Origin of the sequence: Kribbella sp. NPDC023855, assembly GCF_040639475.1 — a bacterium.
Lineage (GTDB): Bacteria > Actinomycetota > Actinomycetes > Propionibacteriales > Kribbellaceae > Kribbella.
In genome coordinates this window covers 87,945-103,421 of record NZ_JBFAAA010000005.1, presented here as the reverse complement: position 1 = coordinate 103,421, position 15,477 = coordinate 87,945, and the positions used below count along the sequence as shown (strand labels likewise).

The window sequence follows — 15,477 nt, the reverse complement described above, 5'->3', positions numbered from 1 at the left end:
TTCTCCTCAGAAGTCAGGTGCCGGACACGTCGATCGTGCCGGGGTACGTCGGTTCGTCGGTGTTCACCATGCTGTGCGCGGCCATCACCATGTACGTCCAGATCTCCTGGTCGCGGTCCGGCTCCAGCCCGAGTTCGTCGAGCGCGGCGCGCATGTGGCCGAGCCAGCGGTCCCGGGCGCTCGGGGTGACGGCGAACGGGTGGTGCCGCATCCGCAGCCGGGGGTGCCCGCGCTGTTCGGAGTACGTCCGGGGTCCACCCCAGTACTGCTCGAGGAACATCCGGAAGCGCTCCTCGGCCGGGCCGAGGTCTTCTTCCGGGTACATCGGGCGCAGCTCCGGGTCGGCGGCGACACCGCGGTAGAAGGCGGCCACCAACCGGTGGAACGTCTCGGCCCCGCCCACGGCGTCGTAGAAACTCTTCGGCTCGCTCATCGCCCCAAGTGTCTCAAGCCGCCCCAACGAGCCGGACGAGGGCGTCCCGTTCGGCCGCGGAGAGCTTCCGCTTGGTGTGCGTCCGGCCGTCCACCGCGACCAGTACGGAGACCGCCTTGGCGTAGACGTCCTCGGTCTCGCCGGTGCGATCGACGATCCGTGAGCCCAGCGTGAACGACGTACTGCCGACCGCCTCGACCCAGACGTCCACCTCGTACGGCGGATGGCGCAGCAGGATCGGGCGCAGGTAGTCGACGGTCTGGCTGGCCAGGACACACGGGTACTGCGTGACGTAGTCCCCACTGGTCCCCGCCAGCTGGCTCAGGAACGCGAGTCGCGCCTCCTGGAGATAGTCGAAGTACCGGACGTTGTTCACGTGGTCGTAGGAGTCGATGTCGGACCAGCGGACCAGGACGGGATGACTGAACCTCACGAGCCCACCAGTTTCTCCAGCGCCGCGCGCTCGACCGGGGTGATCCGGCGCAGGCGGTTGGCGGCGAAATCGAAGGGAACCAACCGGGTCCGCGCCTCCACGTAGGTCACTCGCGGCGAGGGGTCCAGGATCTCGTAGTCGACCACGAACGAGGCCGCCTTGATCTCGCTGATCCACAGCTCGATCTGGACCGGCTCGGGCCGGAAGACCAGCGGCCGCCGGTACTGCACCTCGTGCCGGGCGACCAGCAGGCCGGTCTCCAGGTTGTCGGCGCCGAGGTCCTTGGCGGTCCGGAACAGGAAGTCGACGCGCGCGTCCTGCAGGTAGTCGACGTACCGGCCGTTGTTGACGTGGCCCAGCGCATCCATGTCACCCCAGCGGAGCGGACACTGGTAAACGTGCCGGTTGTGATGATCCACACGGCGATCATCCCATCCTGACCACACCCGCCGTGACCGAACGTGGGTAATGTCATCCCGGATACGAACCGAGCAGTAGGGAGCAGGCGGTATGAGCGAGCAGCGAGTGGCGGTCGTGACCGGGTCGGCCCGGGGAATCGGTGCCGCCGTGGCGCAGCGGCTCGCCGCCGACGGCAACGCGGTCGCGGTCCTGGACCTGGACGAGGCGGCCTGTGCCGGGACCGTCGAGGCGATCACCGCGGCCGGCGGCAAGGCCGTCGCGATCGGGTGCGACGTGAGCAAGTCCGACCAGGTGGCGGCCGCGATCGAGCGGGTGGTGGCCGAGCTCGGCCCGCCCACGATCCTGGTGAACAACGCCGGCGTACTGCGCGACAACCTGCTCTTCAAGATGTCCGAGGACGACTGGGACACCGTGATGTCGGTGCACCTGCGCGGCAGCTTCCTGATGTCGAAGGCCTGCCAGGCGCACATGGTCGAGGCGGGCTACGGCCGGATGGTCTTCCTCTCCTCCACCTCCGCGCTGGGCAACCGCGGCCAGGCGAACTACGCGTCCGCGAAGGCCGGCCTGCAGGGCCTGGCCAAGACGCTCGCGATCGAGCTGGGCAAGTTCGGCGTCACCGCGAACGCGATCGCCCCCGGCTTCATCGAGACCGACATGACGGCGGCCACCGCGGCCCGGGTCGGGGTCGACTTCGAGGAGTTCAAGAAGGCGACCGCCGCCACCATCCCGGTCAACCGGACCGGTAAGCCCGAGGACATCGCCGCCGCCGCGTCGTTCTTCTGCAGCGAGGAGGCCGGCTTCGTCTCCGGCCAGGTCCTGTACGTCGCCGGCGGACCCCGCAACTAGGAGCCCGGAATGCATACCTTCACCGGTGTCGACGAGGTCGTGCACGCGGTCGGCACCCAGCTGGGTGAGACCGAGTGGCTGGAGATCACCCAGGAGCAGGTGAACCAGTTCGCCGCGGCGACCGGGGATCACCAGTGGATCCACGTCGACGTGGACCGCGCCGCGAAGGGCCCGTACGGCGGAACGATCGCGCACGGCTACCTGACGCTGAGCCTGATCGCGCGCTTCGGCGAGGAACTCTTCTCCGTCGAGGGCGTGACGGCGAAGCTGAACTACGGCGTCAACAAGGTCCGCTTCCCCAGCCCGGTCCCGGTCGGTAGCCGGGTCCGCGCGGGCGCCTCGATCGCGGGCGCCCAGGAGACCGCCGCCGGAGTTCAGGTCTCACTCCAGTGGGTGATCGAGCTCGAGGGCTCCACCAAGCCGGCCTGCGTCGCCGAAACCGTAGTACTGCTCGTTCGTTAGAGCGGGCAGACCAGTACTGCGTGGGTTGCGACGCGGCGGTAGCCGAGCCAGTTGTTGACGGCAAGCATTGGCTGGTTGCCGTCGTAGTTGGCGGTGAAGGCGCCGACGACGCCGGCCTCGGCGGCGCGGTGTAGTGCCGCGCACTTGACCACTTTGGCGAGGCCGCGGCCTCGGTGCTCGGGCATCGTCGCCGTCATGTGCGACCAGATCTTGTGAGAGCCGCCGGTACCGAGGGTGAAGCCGATGACCTGGCCGTCCCGCACGGCAGCCATGCTCAGGTCCAGCCTCATGCCGGGCGCCTGCCAGACTTCGGCGTACCAGTCGTCGTACGGCCGGCTCCCGATCTTCGCGTCACCGGGTTTGGTGCGCTGGGCAACTTCATCGGCCGCGTGGACGAGTCGCGGGTCCACCTCGATCAACGGCAACAGCTCAACCCCGGCCGGTACTGCGGGCAGCGCCGGCGCCTCGCGTGGAGCGATTCCCGCGTAGTGCACCTGCCTGGTCTGCCGGTAGCCCCAACGCGATGCCCACTCCAGCGAGGCCGGCTCGGCGAAGACGCGGACGCTCACCGCGCCGGCCTGCTTCAAATGGTAGTGACTGCACTCCACCAGCGCAGTACCGGCCCCACGCTCGCGGTACTGCGGATGCACCATCACCCGGAGCTCGGCACTGACCGGATTGGAGCCCGCTGTCAGCGCCGACGTTCCCCAGCCGACCAGCCGGTCGTCGTCGAAGGCTGCGAACATCGCGCGAGCCCGGGAACCAGGGCCGCGCTCGATGCCGGCCCGCAGCAGGTCCGCAGTACCGACGGACCAGGGCTCGACCACGTCATAGAGCGCGATGGCCGCCTCGGCGTCATCGGGTACGGCAGGCCTGATCTCCATCGGCAGCCCTTACGAAGTCCGTAAGTTCCGGCTGACCACGGTGTGCTTGGCCACCTGGTGGTATCCCAGCCACTCGTTGACCGCGAGCATCGGCCGGTTCCCACCGGCATTCGCCGTGAACGCGGAGGTCAGTCCCGCGTCGGCGGCGGTTCGCAGTACCGACCACTTGACCGCTCGCGCCAGGCCGCGGCCGCGGTGCGACCGGCGGGTGGCGGTCATGTCGGTCCACAAGCCGCCCGCACCTACGAGGCTGATCGTCAGGCACACCACCTGGTCGCCGTCGACGGCCGCGGCGCAGTACTCCCATGCCACGTTCGGCGAATCCCAGACGACCTGGCGGAACCACTCGTACGGCGCGTCCACCGGGGTCGACGGGATGTCCAGCCCCGCTTCCCGATAGACGGCGAACGCCGCCTCGGGGTCGACGTCCGCCAGCGGCACGATCGCGACGCCGTCCGGCAGCACGGGTTCGGGCGGGAGGGTGCGCAGGTCGACGCCGGCGTACCGCATCTCGGCGTGCGCCTGGTAACCGTTGCGCAAGGCAAACGTCAGGCCGCTCTCGTCGGGCGTGGCCTCCACCTCGGTCGCCTCGTGATCCGCAAGGTGGGCGTCGACCGCTGCCAGCAACTGGGATCCGAGCCCGGCACGACGATGGTCCTGGTGGACGAAGACATGCAGGTTGAACGCACCCGGCACATTCCGCCAGGTGGCGGGAAGGACCATGGCCCAGCCGACCATCCGGCTGTCCGACTCGGCGGCGTACGCGGCTCGCCGAGGGTCATCGAAGGTGCGGACCAGGTCGTGGCGGTACTGGTCTTCGGTCTTCGCCAGGTACGGAAACAAAGCCAGATACAGTCCGGCCAAGGCGGCTGCGTCGTCAAGGGTCGCGAGCCGGACCGCTGCCATCAGAGCACTCGCAGCATGCTCGTCTGGGTTTCGATGCGCTGGTACCCGAGCCAGTTGTTGATGGCGAGCATCGGGCCGTTCGCGTCGTCGTTCGAGGTGAACACGCTGACAATGCCGGCCTGCGCGCAGCGGCGCAGCGCCACCGACTTCACCAGTTTCGCCAGCCCACGACCCCGGTACTGCGGAATGGTGCCCGTCATGCCCGACCAGGCCCGGTCGCCGTCGATCTCCATCGCGGTGAAGCAGACCACCTCGTCACCGGCCAAGGCCGCGACACTGAGCGACTTGTCCAGAGCAGGCGACTTCCACACCTCCTCGAACCACTCGTCGTACTCGATGGAGTCCAGCGGTGAGTCGCCCGGCTCGTCGAGGGAGGCGATCATGTCGGCGGTGTAGATCGGCTTCGGGTCGAGCTTGTCCATCGTCTCGAGCACGATGCCCTCAGGCGTCGGCGGCTGGTCGGGCAGCACCTGAAGGTCGACACCGGAGTAGTGCAGCTCGCGGGACCGCTCGTACCCGAGCCGCTCCGCGAAGGCCTGCCCATCCGGTGTCGCGAACGCCCGCACCCGGGCGACGCCGATGTCAGCCAGGTGATTGTCCAGCTGCTCGTGCAGCGCGGTGGCGATGCCCTGCCGCCGATAGCGCGGATGAACATACAGAGACAGCTGGGCCTGGCCCGGCTCGCTCGTCCAGGTGTTCCGGCCGCAGCTCCCCGAGGCGACCACCACACCGTCCACCTCGGCGACGAGCGCGAGCTGCTGCTCAGCCGGCGTGTGCATCGTGATCGCGTGCCGCATCGCGGCCGGCGAGACCACGGAGTACGAGAAAGTGTCCCGCCGCACCTGTGACAACGCCTCTGCGTCGGTCACCTCAGCCGCCCTGATCACCATGTCGGGACACTAGTCAGGCCGGGGGCCACGCGCCACGCAATTTGCAGTTGGAACGGGATCGCAACAGCTGTGCGGCGGCTGTGATTCTGTCCGGGGCGGGGTGGGCATTAGGGTTGGCCGGTGCCCGTGATCGCGACCGCATCGTTGAGCAAGCGATACCCGCGTGTGACGGCCCTGGACGAGCTGACTGTCGAGGTGGGGTCCGGCGTGACCGGACTGGTCGGAGCCAACGGTGCCGGCAAGTCGACCCTGCTGAAGATTCTGCTCGGACTGATCGCCCCGACCGCCGGAAGCGCCATCGTGCTGGGACACGACGTGGTCACCGGCGGCGAGGCGGTCCGTGCTCTCGTCGGCTACATGCCCGAGCACGACTGCCTGCCCCCTGACGTGTCCGCGACCGAGTTCGTCGTCCACCTCGCGGAGATGTCCGGACTGCCGTCGACCGCCGCGCGGGAGAGAGCAGCCGACGTACTACGGCACGTCGGCCTCGACGAGGCGCGCTACCGGCCGATGGGTGGCTACTCCACCGGTATGAAGCAACGGGTGAAGCTCGCCCAGGCGTTGGTGCACGACCCCAAACTTGTCCTGCTGGACGAACCGACCAACGGGCTCGACCCGGCCGGGCGCGACGAGATGCTGACGCTCGTACGCCGGATCGGTACCGAGTTCGGCATCCCCGTGCTGATCACCTCGCACTTGCTCGGCGAGCTCGAACACGTCTGCGACCACATCGTCGTACTGGACGGTGGCCGGTTGCTGCGGTCGGAGTCGAAGGCCGCGCTGACCGGCGAGACCGGAGTACTGGCGGTCGAAGTACGGGACCTGAGCGGGCGGGACCGGTTGGGTGCCGCGCTGGAGCGGGCCGGTGCGCGGGCGCGCGCCGATGGGCCGCTGGTGCTGGTCGAGATCGCCGGTGAGGAGACGTACGACCTGGTCCGCGACACGATCGTCGAACTGGGACTCGGCTTGGTTCGTGTCGAGCCGCACCGGCACCGCCTGGAAGAGGTCTTCAGTGTCTGACCAGCCCCACGAGCAGCGCCGCGCCGGCGTCATTCACGACATCGGCTACCGGCACTACGACGGTCCGCGGCTGGGCCGGTTCGCGATCTGGCAGGCGCTGGTCGTCTCGAGTCTGCGGCACGCTTACGGGCTCGGGCGGTCCGGCAGGTCGAAGGTGATGCCGATCCTGCTGCTCGCGGTGATGGTGGTGCCGGTGGCGATCATCGTCGGCATCGAGACCGCACTGAAGTTCGACAAACCGCCGCTGACGCAGGTGGAGTACATCTCCTTGCTGCAGGCCGTCATCGCGCTCTACCTCGCCTCGCAGGCGCCGCAACTGTTCTCGCGGGATCTCCGCTACCGCTCGATCGTGCTGTACCTCGCTCGGCCGCTGCACCGGACCGACTATGCGCTCGCGAAGCTCACGTCGCTGATCCTCGCGCTGATGATCCTCATGGGCCTGCCGATGGTGATCCTGTACGCCGGTGCGCTGCTGGCCAAGTTCGACTTCACCGACATGACCAAGCAGTTCCTCAGCGGACTGGTCGCGGCGCTGCTGCTCGCGATTCTGCTGGCCGCGATCGGCGGACTCATCTCGGCGGCGACACCCCGGCGGGGCTTCGCGGTGGCGGCCATCATCGCCGTCCTGATCGTCTCGTTCACCGCCGTCGTGACAACCACCGCGATCATCAACGACGGGCCGGGGAAGATGACCCCCACGGGCCGCTACGTCAACCTGGGTTCGCCTTTCACGCTGGTCGAGGTGCTACAGAGCTTCCTTCTGCGCGGCGGCGGGACCTTCGAGCCGACTACTTCCCAAGGCCTCGTTTTCGCGGCCGTCTACGTCGCACTGCTCGCGGTCTGCGTCTGGGGCGTCAACGCGCGCTACGCGAAGGTGGCCCGCGGATGAGCGTGATCCAGATCGCGAAGGTCTCCCGCTGGTACGGCAACGTCGTCGCGGTCAACGACGTCACGATGACGATCGGCCCCGGCGTCACCGGCCTGCTCGGGCCGAACGGCGCGGGCAAGTCCACGCTGATCACGATGATGGCCGGCTTCCTGCCGCCGTCGACGGGCGCGGTGACACTGGACGGCGTACCGGTCTGGCGAAACGAGGCCGCGTACCGGCAGATCGGGCTGGTGCCCGAGACCGAGGCCGTCTACGACACGTTGACCGGGTCGGCGTTCGTGCGGGCCAATGCGGAGCTGCAGGGGTTGACGAATGCTGGTGCGGCGGCAGCCGAGGCGGTTGCCACGGTGGCGATGGAGGATGCCGCGGGACGGCGCATCTCGACGTACTCGAAGGGTATGAAGCAGCGGATCAAGATGGCGGCCGCGCTCGTGCACGAGCCGTCGGTGCTGTTGCTGGACGAGCCCTTCAACGGCATGGACCCGCGGCAGCGGCTGCACCTGATGGATCTGCTGCGCAAGATGGGCGCGGACGGGCGGACCGTACTGTTCAGCTCGCACATCCTCGAGGAGGTGCAGCAGGTCGCGACCCACATCGAGGTCGTCGTGTCCGGGCGGCACGCGGCCTCGGGCGACTATCGCGCCATCCGGACGCTGATGACGGACCGCCCGGTGCTCTACCGGCTGCGCTCCAGCGACGACCGCCGGCTCGCTTCCGCGTTGATCGGTGACCCCTGTACGTCGGGCGCGGATCTGGACGGCGGTGCGCTGCAGGTGCAGGTGGTCGACTTCGAACGGTTCAGCCGCCTGGTGCCGACGATGGCCCGCGACCTCGGGATCCGGCTGCTCGAGGTCGCGCCGACGGACGAGTCCCTCGAGAGCGTCTTCTCCTACCTCGTCGGGAGGCGCTGACCTATGAACGTCACGATCGCGCGATTGACGATGGCGACCCTGTTCGGTCACCGTCGCGGTCTGCTGCTCTTCATCCTGCCCGGCGTACTGCTCGCGCTGTGCATCCTGCTGGCGCTGACGGTCGACGACAGCCCTGGTTTCAGTGCGGCGCTGCTGCAGATGTTCGGCCTCGCGGTCATCGTGCCGCTGGTCTCGCTGGTGGCCGCGACCGGCGCGCTGGCCTCCGAGATCGACGACGGCTCGATCGTCTACCTGCTCAGCAAGCCGATCAAGCGCTCTTCGATCATCCTGACCAAGGCGGTGGTGGCGATCGCGGTCATCTTCGTCCTGGCGGCTTTGCCGATGACGGTGGCCGGACTGATCCTCGACCACTCCGACCCGCGCACGGCCGTTGCCTTCGGCATCGGTTCGCTGGTGGCCGGGATCGCCTACACCGGAATCTTCCTGGCGCTCTCGGTCATCTCGGGCAACGCGGTCACCATCGGCCTGATCTACGCGCTGCTCTGGGAGGGCGTGATGGGCCAGTACGTCGACGGCGCCAAGGCGCTCAGCATCCAGCAGTGGTCGCTGGCTGTCATCCAGAAGCTCACCGACTCACCCCACGTCGAGTCGGCCGTGAAGCTGCCGATCGCCACTCTCCTGCTGATCGCAGTAGTGGCCGTCGGCCTGGGCCTAGCGATCGCGCGTCTGCGCTCGCTAGTCCTCTCCACCGCCGAGTGACCCGTAGACCTGCACAACCTCGGAAGCCAACCGCAGCAGGTCTTGCCGAAGCTCCAACGGCTCCAGTACTTCGACGTGCTTGCCGAACCCGAGCAGTACGCCGCAGGCCGCCTCCCGCACGCGGAACCTCATCGCCACATGCGGCCAGGAGTCGTCCCCACCCGGTACGTCGCGTGCCTGCTCCCCCTTGGCCAGCATCGGCGTAGCCACTCGTCGTACCAGCTCGGCGCGGTCCGGTCGAACCCTGACGACCACGTCGACCCCAGCCGGCAGGGTCCGCTCCAATTGGGCCCGCAGCCGCTGCCACTCCCCTTGCAGATCAAGCCCTTCCGGCCGCGCAGCCGCTTCGTCCAGTACGTCGACCTGTTCGACCCGCGACACCCGGTACATCCGGGACACCCCGCGATGAGCTGCCACCAAGTACCAGCGTCCTGCCTGCTCCACGAGTCCCCAGGGGTCGACGGTACGGCGTACTGGTCGCCCTTCGGTTGCGGACGCGTAGCGCAGCGCCACCCGGCGGCGGGTCACCACGGCTTGCCGTAGTACGGGCAGGGCGCCGGTGTCCTCGGCTTCGGCGAACCACCTGCGCCGGTCGACCACGATGGCGTCTTTCAGCGCGTCTGCGTCGCCTTGCAACTGCAGCGGGAGCGTGGAGGACAGCTTGCCCATTGCCGACTGCAGTGCGTCGCGCAGGCCGAGCTCCTCCGACAGTGAGGCGCTGCCACTCCAGGCGAACAGAGCCTGCGCCTCACGAGGCGTCAGACCGCTGACGTCGGCCCGGTAGCCGGGCAGCAGTACACAGCCGCCGTTGCGGCCGCGCTCTGTGTAGACGGGGACTCCAGCGGCCGACAGCGCCTCCATGTCGCGCATCACCGTGCGCCGCGAGACCTCCAGCCGCTCGGCCAGGTCGCGCGCGCTCAACCTTGGATGCCTCTGCAGCAACAGGATGATCTGCAACAACCGGTCGGCTCTCATATAAGACACAAGATGTCACACATAGGGCCCGAGAGTGGAGCCGTTCCCAACCACTGGAGGAAGAATCGTGACCGACCCGCGTCCGATGCTCGTGCGTGCCCTGGACCAGACCCAGGCGATGATCGACACCGTCACCCCTACCGACCTGGACCTCCCGACCCCCTGCCCCGAGTACGACGTACGGACTCTGCTGGGCCACATGATCACGGGGATCAGCCGGATCAATCTCGCGCTGACCGGCCAGGACCCGCTGTCCGTTCCCACCGTGACGCCCGGCGTGACGGACTTCCCTGGCGCCTGGAAGGAGCGCCGCGCGCTGGTCGACGAGACGCTGTCGGACCCGGCCATCCTGACCATGACCTGCACAGTGCCGTGGGGAACCATCCCGGGCGCCGCGGCAGTCGCGTCGTACACGAGCGAGATGACCACCCACGCCTGGGACCTCGCCAAGGCCACGGGTCGCACCGATCTGCTCGATGACGAGCTGGCCGTCTACTGCCTGCCGCTGGCGCAGCAGTTCATCCCGGCGGCACAGCGAGGCGGCCCGATCCCGTTCGGCCCAGTGGTCGAGGTGGCCGCAGACGCACCGGCGTACGACCGGCTCGTTGCCTGGGTTGGCCGCCAGCCGTGAGGACTAGCCGACGATGCCGCCGTTGAGGGTCAGGCCGCCGTCGATGGTGATGGTCTGGCCGGTGATCCAGGAGGCTTCGTCGGAGAGCAGGAACCAGACAAGGGACGCGACGTCCTCGGGGCGGCCCAGCCGCTTCAGGGGGTACGACGCGGCGACCTTGTCCTCGCGGCCTTCGTAGAGGGCGCCGGCGAACTTGGTCTTCACCACCGCGGGTGCGACCGCGTTGACCCGGATCGCCGGTGCCAGCTCCACCGCCAGCTCGGCCGTCACACGGGACAGCATCGCCTTGGTGGCGCCGTACCAGCCGATACCGGGTGATGGCGACAGCCCCGCGACCGAGGACACGTTGACCACGGAACCGCCGTGCGCCCGCATCCAGGCATCACTGCAGGCCTTGACCCACGCGATGGTCGCCAGCACGTTCGTGTCGACCATCTTGGCCGCCACTGCGGTGTCGACGTCCAGCAGCGAGCCGTAGATCGGGTTGATGCCGGTGTTGTTCACCAACAGATCCACCGACCCGTACGTCGCCACTGCCGCGGCCACGACGCTTGCACGGTGCTCGCCGTCGGCAGCGTTGCCTGCAACGGCCAGGGCGTTGTCCCGGCCACCCAGGTCGGCGACTGCCTCGTCGAGCGCGTCCTGCTTGCGTCCGGTGATCACTACGTGAGCACCGTCGGCCACCAGCCGCTTGGCGATCGCCAGGCCGATGCCGCGGGAGGCACCGGTGACGATCGCCGTCTTGTCCTTGAGAGTCATCAGCTGAGGCGTTCCAGGATGACGGCCATACCCTGGCCGCCGCCGACGCACATCGTCTCGAGGCCGAACTGCTTGTCCTCGAACTGCAGACCGTTGACCAGCGTGGTCATGATCCGCGCGCCGGTCGAGCCGAACGGGTGGCCGAGCGCGATCGCGCCGCCGTGCACGTTCAGCCGGTCCTCGTCGATGCCGAGCTCGCGGGCCGAACCGATCACCTGGACCGCGAAGGCCTCGTTGATCTCGACCAGGTCGATGTCGCCGATGCTCATCCCGGCCCGCTGCAGAGCCTGCCTGGTCGCGTCGACCGGGCCGAGCCCCATGATCTCCGGCGACAGGCCGCTCACGCCGGTCGAGACGATCCGGGCCAGCGGGGTCAGGCCGAGCTCACGGGCCTTGGTGTCGCTCATGATGACCACCGCGGCCGCACCGTCGTTCAGCGGGCAGCAGTTGCCGGCCGTGACCGTGCCATCGGGGCGGAACACCGGCTGCAGCTGGCTGACCTTCTCCAGCGTCGTACCGGCGCGGGGTCCGTCGTCCTTGCTCACGACAGTGCCGTCCGGCAGCGTCACCGGGGCGATCTCGCGCTCGAAGAAGCCGTTGTTGATGGCCTTCTCGGCCAGGTTCTGCGAGCGGACGCCGAACGCATCCTGGTCCTCTCGCGAGATGCCCTTCAGCGTCGCGACGTTCTCGGCGGTCTGGCCCATCGAGATGTAGATGTCCGGGATGAGGCCGTCCTCGCGCGGGTCGTGCCAGGTCTCGTTGGTCTCGGCGTACTTCTCGGTCCGCTGGACCGCGTCGGCGAAGACCTCGTTGAACGAGCTCGGGTCACCGACGCCGGCCGACCCGAAGTTCTTGTACCGCGAGACGCACTCGACACCCGCGCTGACGAAGATGTCGCCCTCGCCGGCCTTGATCGCGTGGAACGCCATCCGCGCGGTCTGGGTGGACGACGCGCAGAACCGGTTGATCGTCGTCGCGGCGGTGCTGTCCCAGCCCAGCTGGACGGCGACCCGGCGGGCCATGTTGCCGCCGTGCTCGTCGTGCGGCTCGGCGCACCCGAGCATCAGGTCCTCGATCTGGTCCCCGCTCAGGCCGGCCTTGTCGACCGCCGCCTTGATCATCTGCACGGCCAGGTCGTCCGGCCGGATGTCCTTCAGCGAACCCTTGTTGGCCCGGCCGATCGGCGACCGCGCGGTGGAGACGATGACTGCTTCAGGCACAACTTGTCCTCTCTACAGGCCCAGATCGCGGCCGATGAGTTCCTTCATGATCTCGTTCGAGCCGGCCCAGATCTTCGTCACCCGGGCGTCGCGCCAGGCGCGGGCAACCCGGTACTCGTTCATGTAGCCGTAGCCACCGTGCAGCTGGACACAGGCGTCCAGGATCTCGTTCTGTACCTGTGCACTCCACCACTTCGCCTTCGCCGCGTCCACGGCGGAGAGCCGTTCTTCGCCGTGCGCGACGACCGCGTTGTCGATGTAGGCCTGCGTCACCTCGGCCTTGGTGACGAGCTCGGCCACCAGGAACTTGTTGTACTGGAAGGAGCCGACCGGCTGGCCGAACGCCTTGCGCTGCTTCACGTACTCGATCGTCTCGTCCAGGATCTGGGTCGCGTGCGCGATGTTGCACACCGCGGCGCCGATCCGCTCCTGGGCCAGTCGCTCCATCATGTGGATGAAACCGCGGTCGACCTCACCGAGCACGTTCTCGTCCGGCACGAAGACGTCCTCGAAGAACAGCTCCGACGTACCGGACTCGGTCTGGCCGACCTTGTCCAGCTTGCGGCCGCGGGCGAAGCCCTCCATGCCCTCCTCAATCACGAACAGCGTGATGCCCTTGGCGCCCTTGCTCGGATCGGTGCGCGCGGCGGTGATGACCAGGTCGGCCATGTCGCCGTTGGTGATGAAGGTCTTCGACCCGTTCACCACCCAGCCGCCGTCGGTCTTCTTCGCGGTCGTCTTCAGCGCGGCCAGGTCGGAACCGCCGGACGGCTCGGTCATCCCGATCGCGGCGATCAGTTCGCCGGAGCAGAACTTCGGCAGCCAGCGCTGCTTCTGCTCCTCGGTGCCCAGATCCACCAGGTACGGCGCGGAACAGTCGTAGTGGATGCCGAAACAGCTCGACAGCGAGGCCGACACCTTGGAGACCTCTTCGGCGAACACCGCGTTGAACCGGTAGTCGCCGACGCTCGAACCGCCGTACTCCTCCGGTACGTCGAGGCCGAGGAAGCCCTGCTTGCCGGCCTCCAGCCAGGCGGCCCGGTCGATCGTCTTCTCCTCGAGGAACTGCTCCATCCGCGGCACCAGCGAGCGGTCGCAGTACTCCTTCGCACTGGCCCGGAAGGCATGGTGGTCCTCGTTGAAGATGATCCGTTCCATCGCTGTCCTCCCGTGGCACGACTGGTTGCTAAGCGCTTGCTTAGCTTGGCGAATCTAGGGCATTGTGTCAACGTGTCCGCAGTCACCAGCCCCCTCGCGTGGGCGCACGTCCAGCCCGCCGCCGCCCGCCGGCTGCTCACCGGCGCCATCGACGCCTTCGCCGAACGGGGTTTCCAGGCGACGACCACCCGGGACATCGCCTCCCGGGCCGGCATGTCGCCGGCCGCGCTCTACGTGCACTACCCCTCGAAGGAACGACTCCTCTTCGAGATCAGCCTCTACGGCCACCGGGCCGCGCTGGAGATCCTGACCGAGGCCAATGAGGGCGGCTCCCCTTCGGACCGGCTCCGCGCGATGGTCTCCGCCTTCACTGCCTGGCACGCGGAGCACCACACGATCGCGCGCGTCGTCCAGTACGAGTTGGCCGCTCTCAGTCCGGAGCACTTCGCCGAGGTGGCCACCATCCGCCGCGCCATCTCAGCCGTGGTCGAGAAGACCCTGACCGACGGCGTGACCGACGGCACCTTCACCGTCGAAGACCTGCCAGGCACGACAATCGCCGTACTGTCCCTGGCCGTCGACGTAGCCCGCTGGTACGACCCAACCCGCCACGCCACCCCCCAAGCCCTAGGCACCCTGTACGCCGACCTGGCCCTCCGCATGGTCCAGGCCTGACAGGCCGAACGGCCGACTCCTGACACGTCGAACGGCCCGGCTCCCATCGAGGGAGCCGGGCCGTTCGCGTTGCGTAGTACGGGTCAGACCTGCAGGGCGGCCTGGACGTCGAGGTGGATCTCGACCTTGTCGCCGATCAGGAGCTTGCCACCCTCGAGCGGCACGTTGAAGTCGATGCCCCAGTCCTTGCGGCTGATCGAGGCCGACGCCTCGAAGCCGATGATGGTCTGGCCGTAGGCGTTCTGGTCGACACCGAGGAACTCGACGGCGAACTCGATCGGCTTCGTCACGTCCTTGATGGTCAGGTTGCCGGCCAGGATGTAGTCGTCACCCTCGGACTTGAGGGCGGTGCTGGCAAACGTCATCTTCGGGCTGTTCTCGGCGTCGAAGAAGTCGCCGGAGCGCAGGTGACCGTCGCGCTGCTCGTTCCGGGTGTGCACGGAGGCCAGCTCGACGGTGACGGCGGCGGTCGACTCCTCTAGGGAGTCCTTCACGACGATCTCGCCGGCGAACTCCTGGAAGGTGCCGCGGACCTTGGTCATCAGGTGGCGGACGGTGAAGCCGATCTCGGTGTGCGCGGTGTCGATCGCGTAGGTGCCGGAGACGAGGCCGGGAATCGTGGTGGTGGCGGTGCTCATGGGGGTCCTCTCGAAACGGGAAACCAGTAGGGGGCGTCGCTGTCGCCGGGGAGTGGTGTTGTTAAACTTTCAACCGATGGCTACGACACTAGGGAAGAACGGTTTAAAAGTCAACTACATTCCCGGTACACTGTTCCCGTGACGATGATGACTGGGACCCGGTGGCTTGACTCCGAGCAGCAGGTGGCGTGGCGCGCGTACCTGCTGGGCACTGCGCGCCTGATGGCCAAGCTCGACGACGACCTTCGGCAGTTCGGCCTGGGCATCAACGACTACGAGATCCTCGTCCGGCTCTCCGAGGCACCCGAGCGCCGGCTCCGGATGGCGGAGCTCGCCGACCGGCTGCACCAGAGCCGCTCCCGGCTGACCCACACGGTCGGCCGCCTCGAGGCCGCCGAACTGGTCCGTCGTACCTCCTGCAAGAGCGACAAGCGCGGAGTCTGGGCCGAGCTCACCGACGCCGGCTTCGCCTTGCTGGAGCAGGCAGCGCCGTACCACGTCGAGGGCGTCCGGGAGAACCTGGTCGACCTGGCCTCTCCCGAGGACTTCGCCGCCATCGGGCGGGTCTTCGACGCCGTCTCCGAACACATCGGTCAGCGCTGAGCAT

Annotated in this window: 20 protein-coding genes; 9 read left to right on the top strand and 11 right to left on the bottom strand. The window is 68.0% G+C overall.

Features of this window, described 5'->3' with window-relative positions; translation table 11 throughout:
- Positions 1-13 precede the first annotated feature (13 nt).
- The 3 genes from AB0F51_RS19535 to AB0F51_RS19525 are packed head-to-tail and all read right to left on the bottom strand — an operon-like array spanning position 14 to position 1,234.
- Positions 14-433 carry a globin gene (locus AB0F51_RS19535; protein ID WP_360281737.1) on the bottom strand — a complete coding sequence of 140 codons (420 nt, stop codon included), beginning with the start codon at positions 431-433 and terminating at the stop codon, positions 14-16.
- Positions 434-446: 13 nt separating this feature from the next.
- Positions 447-866, bottom strand: a complete 420-nt coding sequence (locus AB0F51_RS19530; protein WP_360281735.1) for an acyl-CoA thioesterase — start codon at positions 864-866, stop codon at positions 447-449.
- Positions 863-1,234, bottom strand: a complete 372-nt coding sequence (locus AB0F51_RS19525) for a thioesterase family protein (protein ID WP_360281733.1) — start codon at positions 1,232-1,234, stop codon at positions 863-865. The genes AB0F51_RS19530 and AB0F51_RS19525 overlap by 4 nt, the downstream gene beginning before the upstream one ends.
- A 142-nt stretch (positions 1,235-1,376) precedes the next feature.
- Between AB0F51_RS19525 and fabG the strand changes: the two genes are divergently transcribed.
- Positions 1,377-2,132: a 3-oxoacyl-ACP reductase FabG gene (gene fabG / locus AB0F51_RS19520; protein WP_360281731.1), complete on the top strand. Its 756-nt coding sequence runs from the start codon at positions 1,377-1,379 to the stop codon at positions 2,130-2,132.
- A gap of 9 nt (positions 2,133-2,141) precedes the next feature.
- Positions 2,142-2,594, top strand: a complete 453-nt coding sequence (locus AB0F51_RS19515) for a MaoC family dehydratase (protein ID WP_360281729.1) — start codon at positions 2,142-2,144, stop codon at positions 2,592-2,594.
- Here AB0F51_RS19515 and AB0F51_RS19510 read toward each other — a convergent pair.
- From AB0F51_RS19510 to AB0F51_RS19500, 3 genes are read right to left on the bottom strand one after another with little or no spacing between them, the layout of a single operon-like run.
- Positions 2,591-3,478, bottom strand: a complete 888-nt coding sequence (locus AB0F51_RS19510) for a GNAT family N-acetyltransferase (RefSeq protein ID WP_360281727.1) — start codon at positions 3,476-3,478, stop codon at positions 2,591-2,593. The two genes, AB0F51_RS19515 and AB0F51_RS19510, sit on opposite strands and share 4 nt — an antisense overlap.
- A gap of 9 nt (positions 3,479-3,487) precedes the next feature.
- Positions 3,488-4,384, bottom strand: coding sequence for a GNAT family N-acetyltransferase (locus AB0F51_RS19505; RefSeq protein WP_360281725.1), 897 nt, complete (start codon positions 4,382-4,384; stop codon positions 3,488-3,490).
- A complete protein-coding gene (locus AB0F51_RS19500; RefSeq protein ID WP_360281723.1) occupies positions 4,384-5,274 on the bottom strand; it encodes a GNAT family N-acetyltransferase in 891 nt (296 codons plus the stop codon). Before AB0F51_RS19500 ends, AB0F51_RS19505 begins: the two co-directional genes overlap by 1 nt.
- 120 nt (positions 5,275-5,394) lie before the next feature.
- Here AB0F51_RS19500 and AB0F51_RS19495 point away from each other — a divergent pair, with 120 nt between their 5' ends.
- Genes AB0F51_RS19495 through AB0F51_RS19480 form a run of 4 tightly spaced genes read left to right on the top strand, consistent with a single transcriptional unit; the run spans position 5,395 to position 8,814 of the window.
- Positions 5,395-6,294, top strand: a complete 900-nt coding sequence (locus tag AB0F51_RS19495) for an ABC transporter ATP-binding protein (RefSeq protein ID WP_360281721.1) — start codon at positions 5,395-5,397, stop codon at positions 6,292-6,294.
- A complete protein-coding gene (locus tag AB0F51_RS19490) occupies positions 6,287-7,183 on the top strand; it encodes an ABC transporter permease subunit (protein ID WP_360281719.1) in 897 nt (298 codons plus the stop codon). The genes AB0F51_RS19495 and AB0F51_RS19490 overlap by 8 nt, the downstream gene beginning before the upstream one ends.
- Positions 7,180-8,094, top strand: a complete 915-nt coding sequence (locus tag AB0F51_RS19485) for an ABC transporter ATP-binding protein (protein WP_360281717.1) — start codon at positions 7,180-7,182, stop codon at positions 8,092-8,094. The genes AB0F51_RS19490 and AB0F51_RS19485 overlap by 4 nt, the downstream gene beginning before the upstream one ends.
- A gap of 3 nt (positions 8,095-8,097) precedes the next feature.
- Positions 8,098-8,814 (top strand): ABC transporter permease subunit, encoded by a 717-nt coding sequence (locus AB0F51_RS19480; RefSeq protein ID WP_360281715.1) that lies wholly within the window; start codon positions 8,098-8,100, stop codon positions 8,812-8,814.
- Here the strand turns inward: AB0F51_RS19480 and AB0F51_RS19475 are convergent.
- Entirely contained in the window at positions 8,791-9,789 is a 999-nt protein-coding gene (locus AB0F51_RS19475; protein ID WP_360281713.1) for a WYL domain-containing protein, read from the bottom strand. The genes AB0F51_RS19480 and AB0F51_RS19475 overlap by 24 nt on opposite strands.
- 67 nt (positions 9,790-9,856) lie before the next feature.
- Here AB0F51_RS19475 and AB0F51_RS19470 point away from each other — a divergent pair, with 67 nt between their 5' ends.
- A complete protein-coding gene (locus tag AB0F51_RS19470; RefSeq protein ID WP_360281711.1) occupies positions 9,857-10,420 on the top strand; it encodes a TIGR03086 family metal-binding protein in 564 nt (187 codons plus the stop codon).
- A 3-nt stretch (positions 10,421-10,423) separates the two neighbouring features.
- Here AB0F51_RS19470 and AB0F51_RS19465 read toward each other — a convergent pair whose 3' ends face one another.
- The 3 genes from AB0F51_RS19465 to AB0F51_RS19455 are packed head-to-tail and all read right to left on the bottom strand — an operon-like array spanning position 10,424 to position 13,557.
- Entirely contained in the window at positions 10,424-11,179 is a 756-nt protein-coding gene (locus AB0F51_RS19465; RefSeq protein WP_360281709.1) for an SDR family oxidoreductase, read from the bottom strand.
- Complete coding sequence (locus AB0F51_RS19460; RefSeq protein WP_360281707.1) at positions 11,179-12,399, bottom strand: acetyl-CoA C-acetyltransferase; 1,221 nt, start codon at positions 12,397-12,399, stop codon at positions 11,179-11,181. Before AB0F51_RS19460 ends, AB0F51_RS19465 begins: the two co-directional genes overlap by 1 nt.
- A 12-nt stretch (positions 12,400-12,411) precedes the next feature.
- Complete coding sequence (locus tag AB0F51_RS19455; RefSeq protein ID WP_360281705.1) at positions 12,412-13,557, bottom strand: acyl-CoA dehydrogenase family protein; 1,146 nt, start codon at positions 13,555-13,557, stop codon at positions 12,412-12,414.
- 72 nt (positions 13,558-13,629) lie between these two features.
- Between AB0F51_RS19455 and AB0F51_RS19450 the strand changes: the two genes are divergently transcribed.
- Positions 13,630-14,232, top strand: coding sequence for a TetR/AcrR family transcriptional regulator (locus AB0F51_RS19450; protein WP_360281703.1), 603 nt, complete (start codon positions 13,630-13,632; stop codon positions 14,230-14,232).
- 83 nt (positions 14,233-14,315) lie between these two features.
- Here the strand turns inward: AB0F51_RS19450 and AB0F51_RS19445 are convergent, their stop codons facing one another.
- Positions 14,316-14,870, bottom strand: coding sequence for a YceI family protein (locus AB0F51_RS19445; protein WP_360281701.1), 555 nt, complete (start codon positions 14,868-14,870; stop codon positions 14,316-14,318).
- Between the two features lie 144 nt (positions 14,871-15,014).
- Here AB0F51_RS19445 and AB0F51_RS19440 point away from each other — a divergent pair, with 144 nt between their 5' ends.
- Complete coding sequence (locus AB0F51_RS19440; RefSeq protein WP_360282542.1) at positions 15,015-15,473, top strand: MarR family transcriptional regulator; 459 nt, start codon at positions 15,015-15,017, stop codon at positions 15,471-15,473.
- Positions 15,474-15,477: the final 4 nt, after the last annotated feature.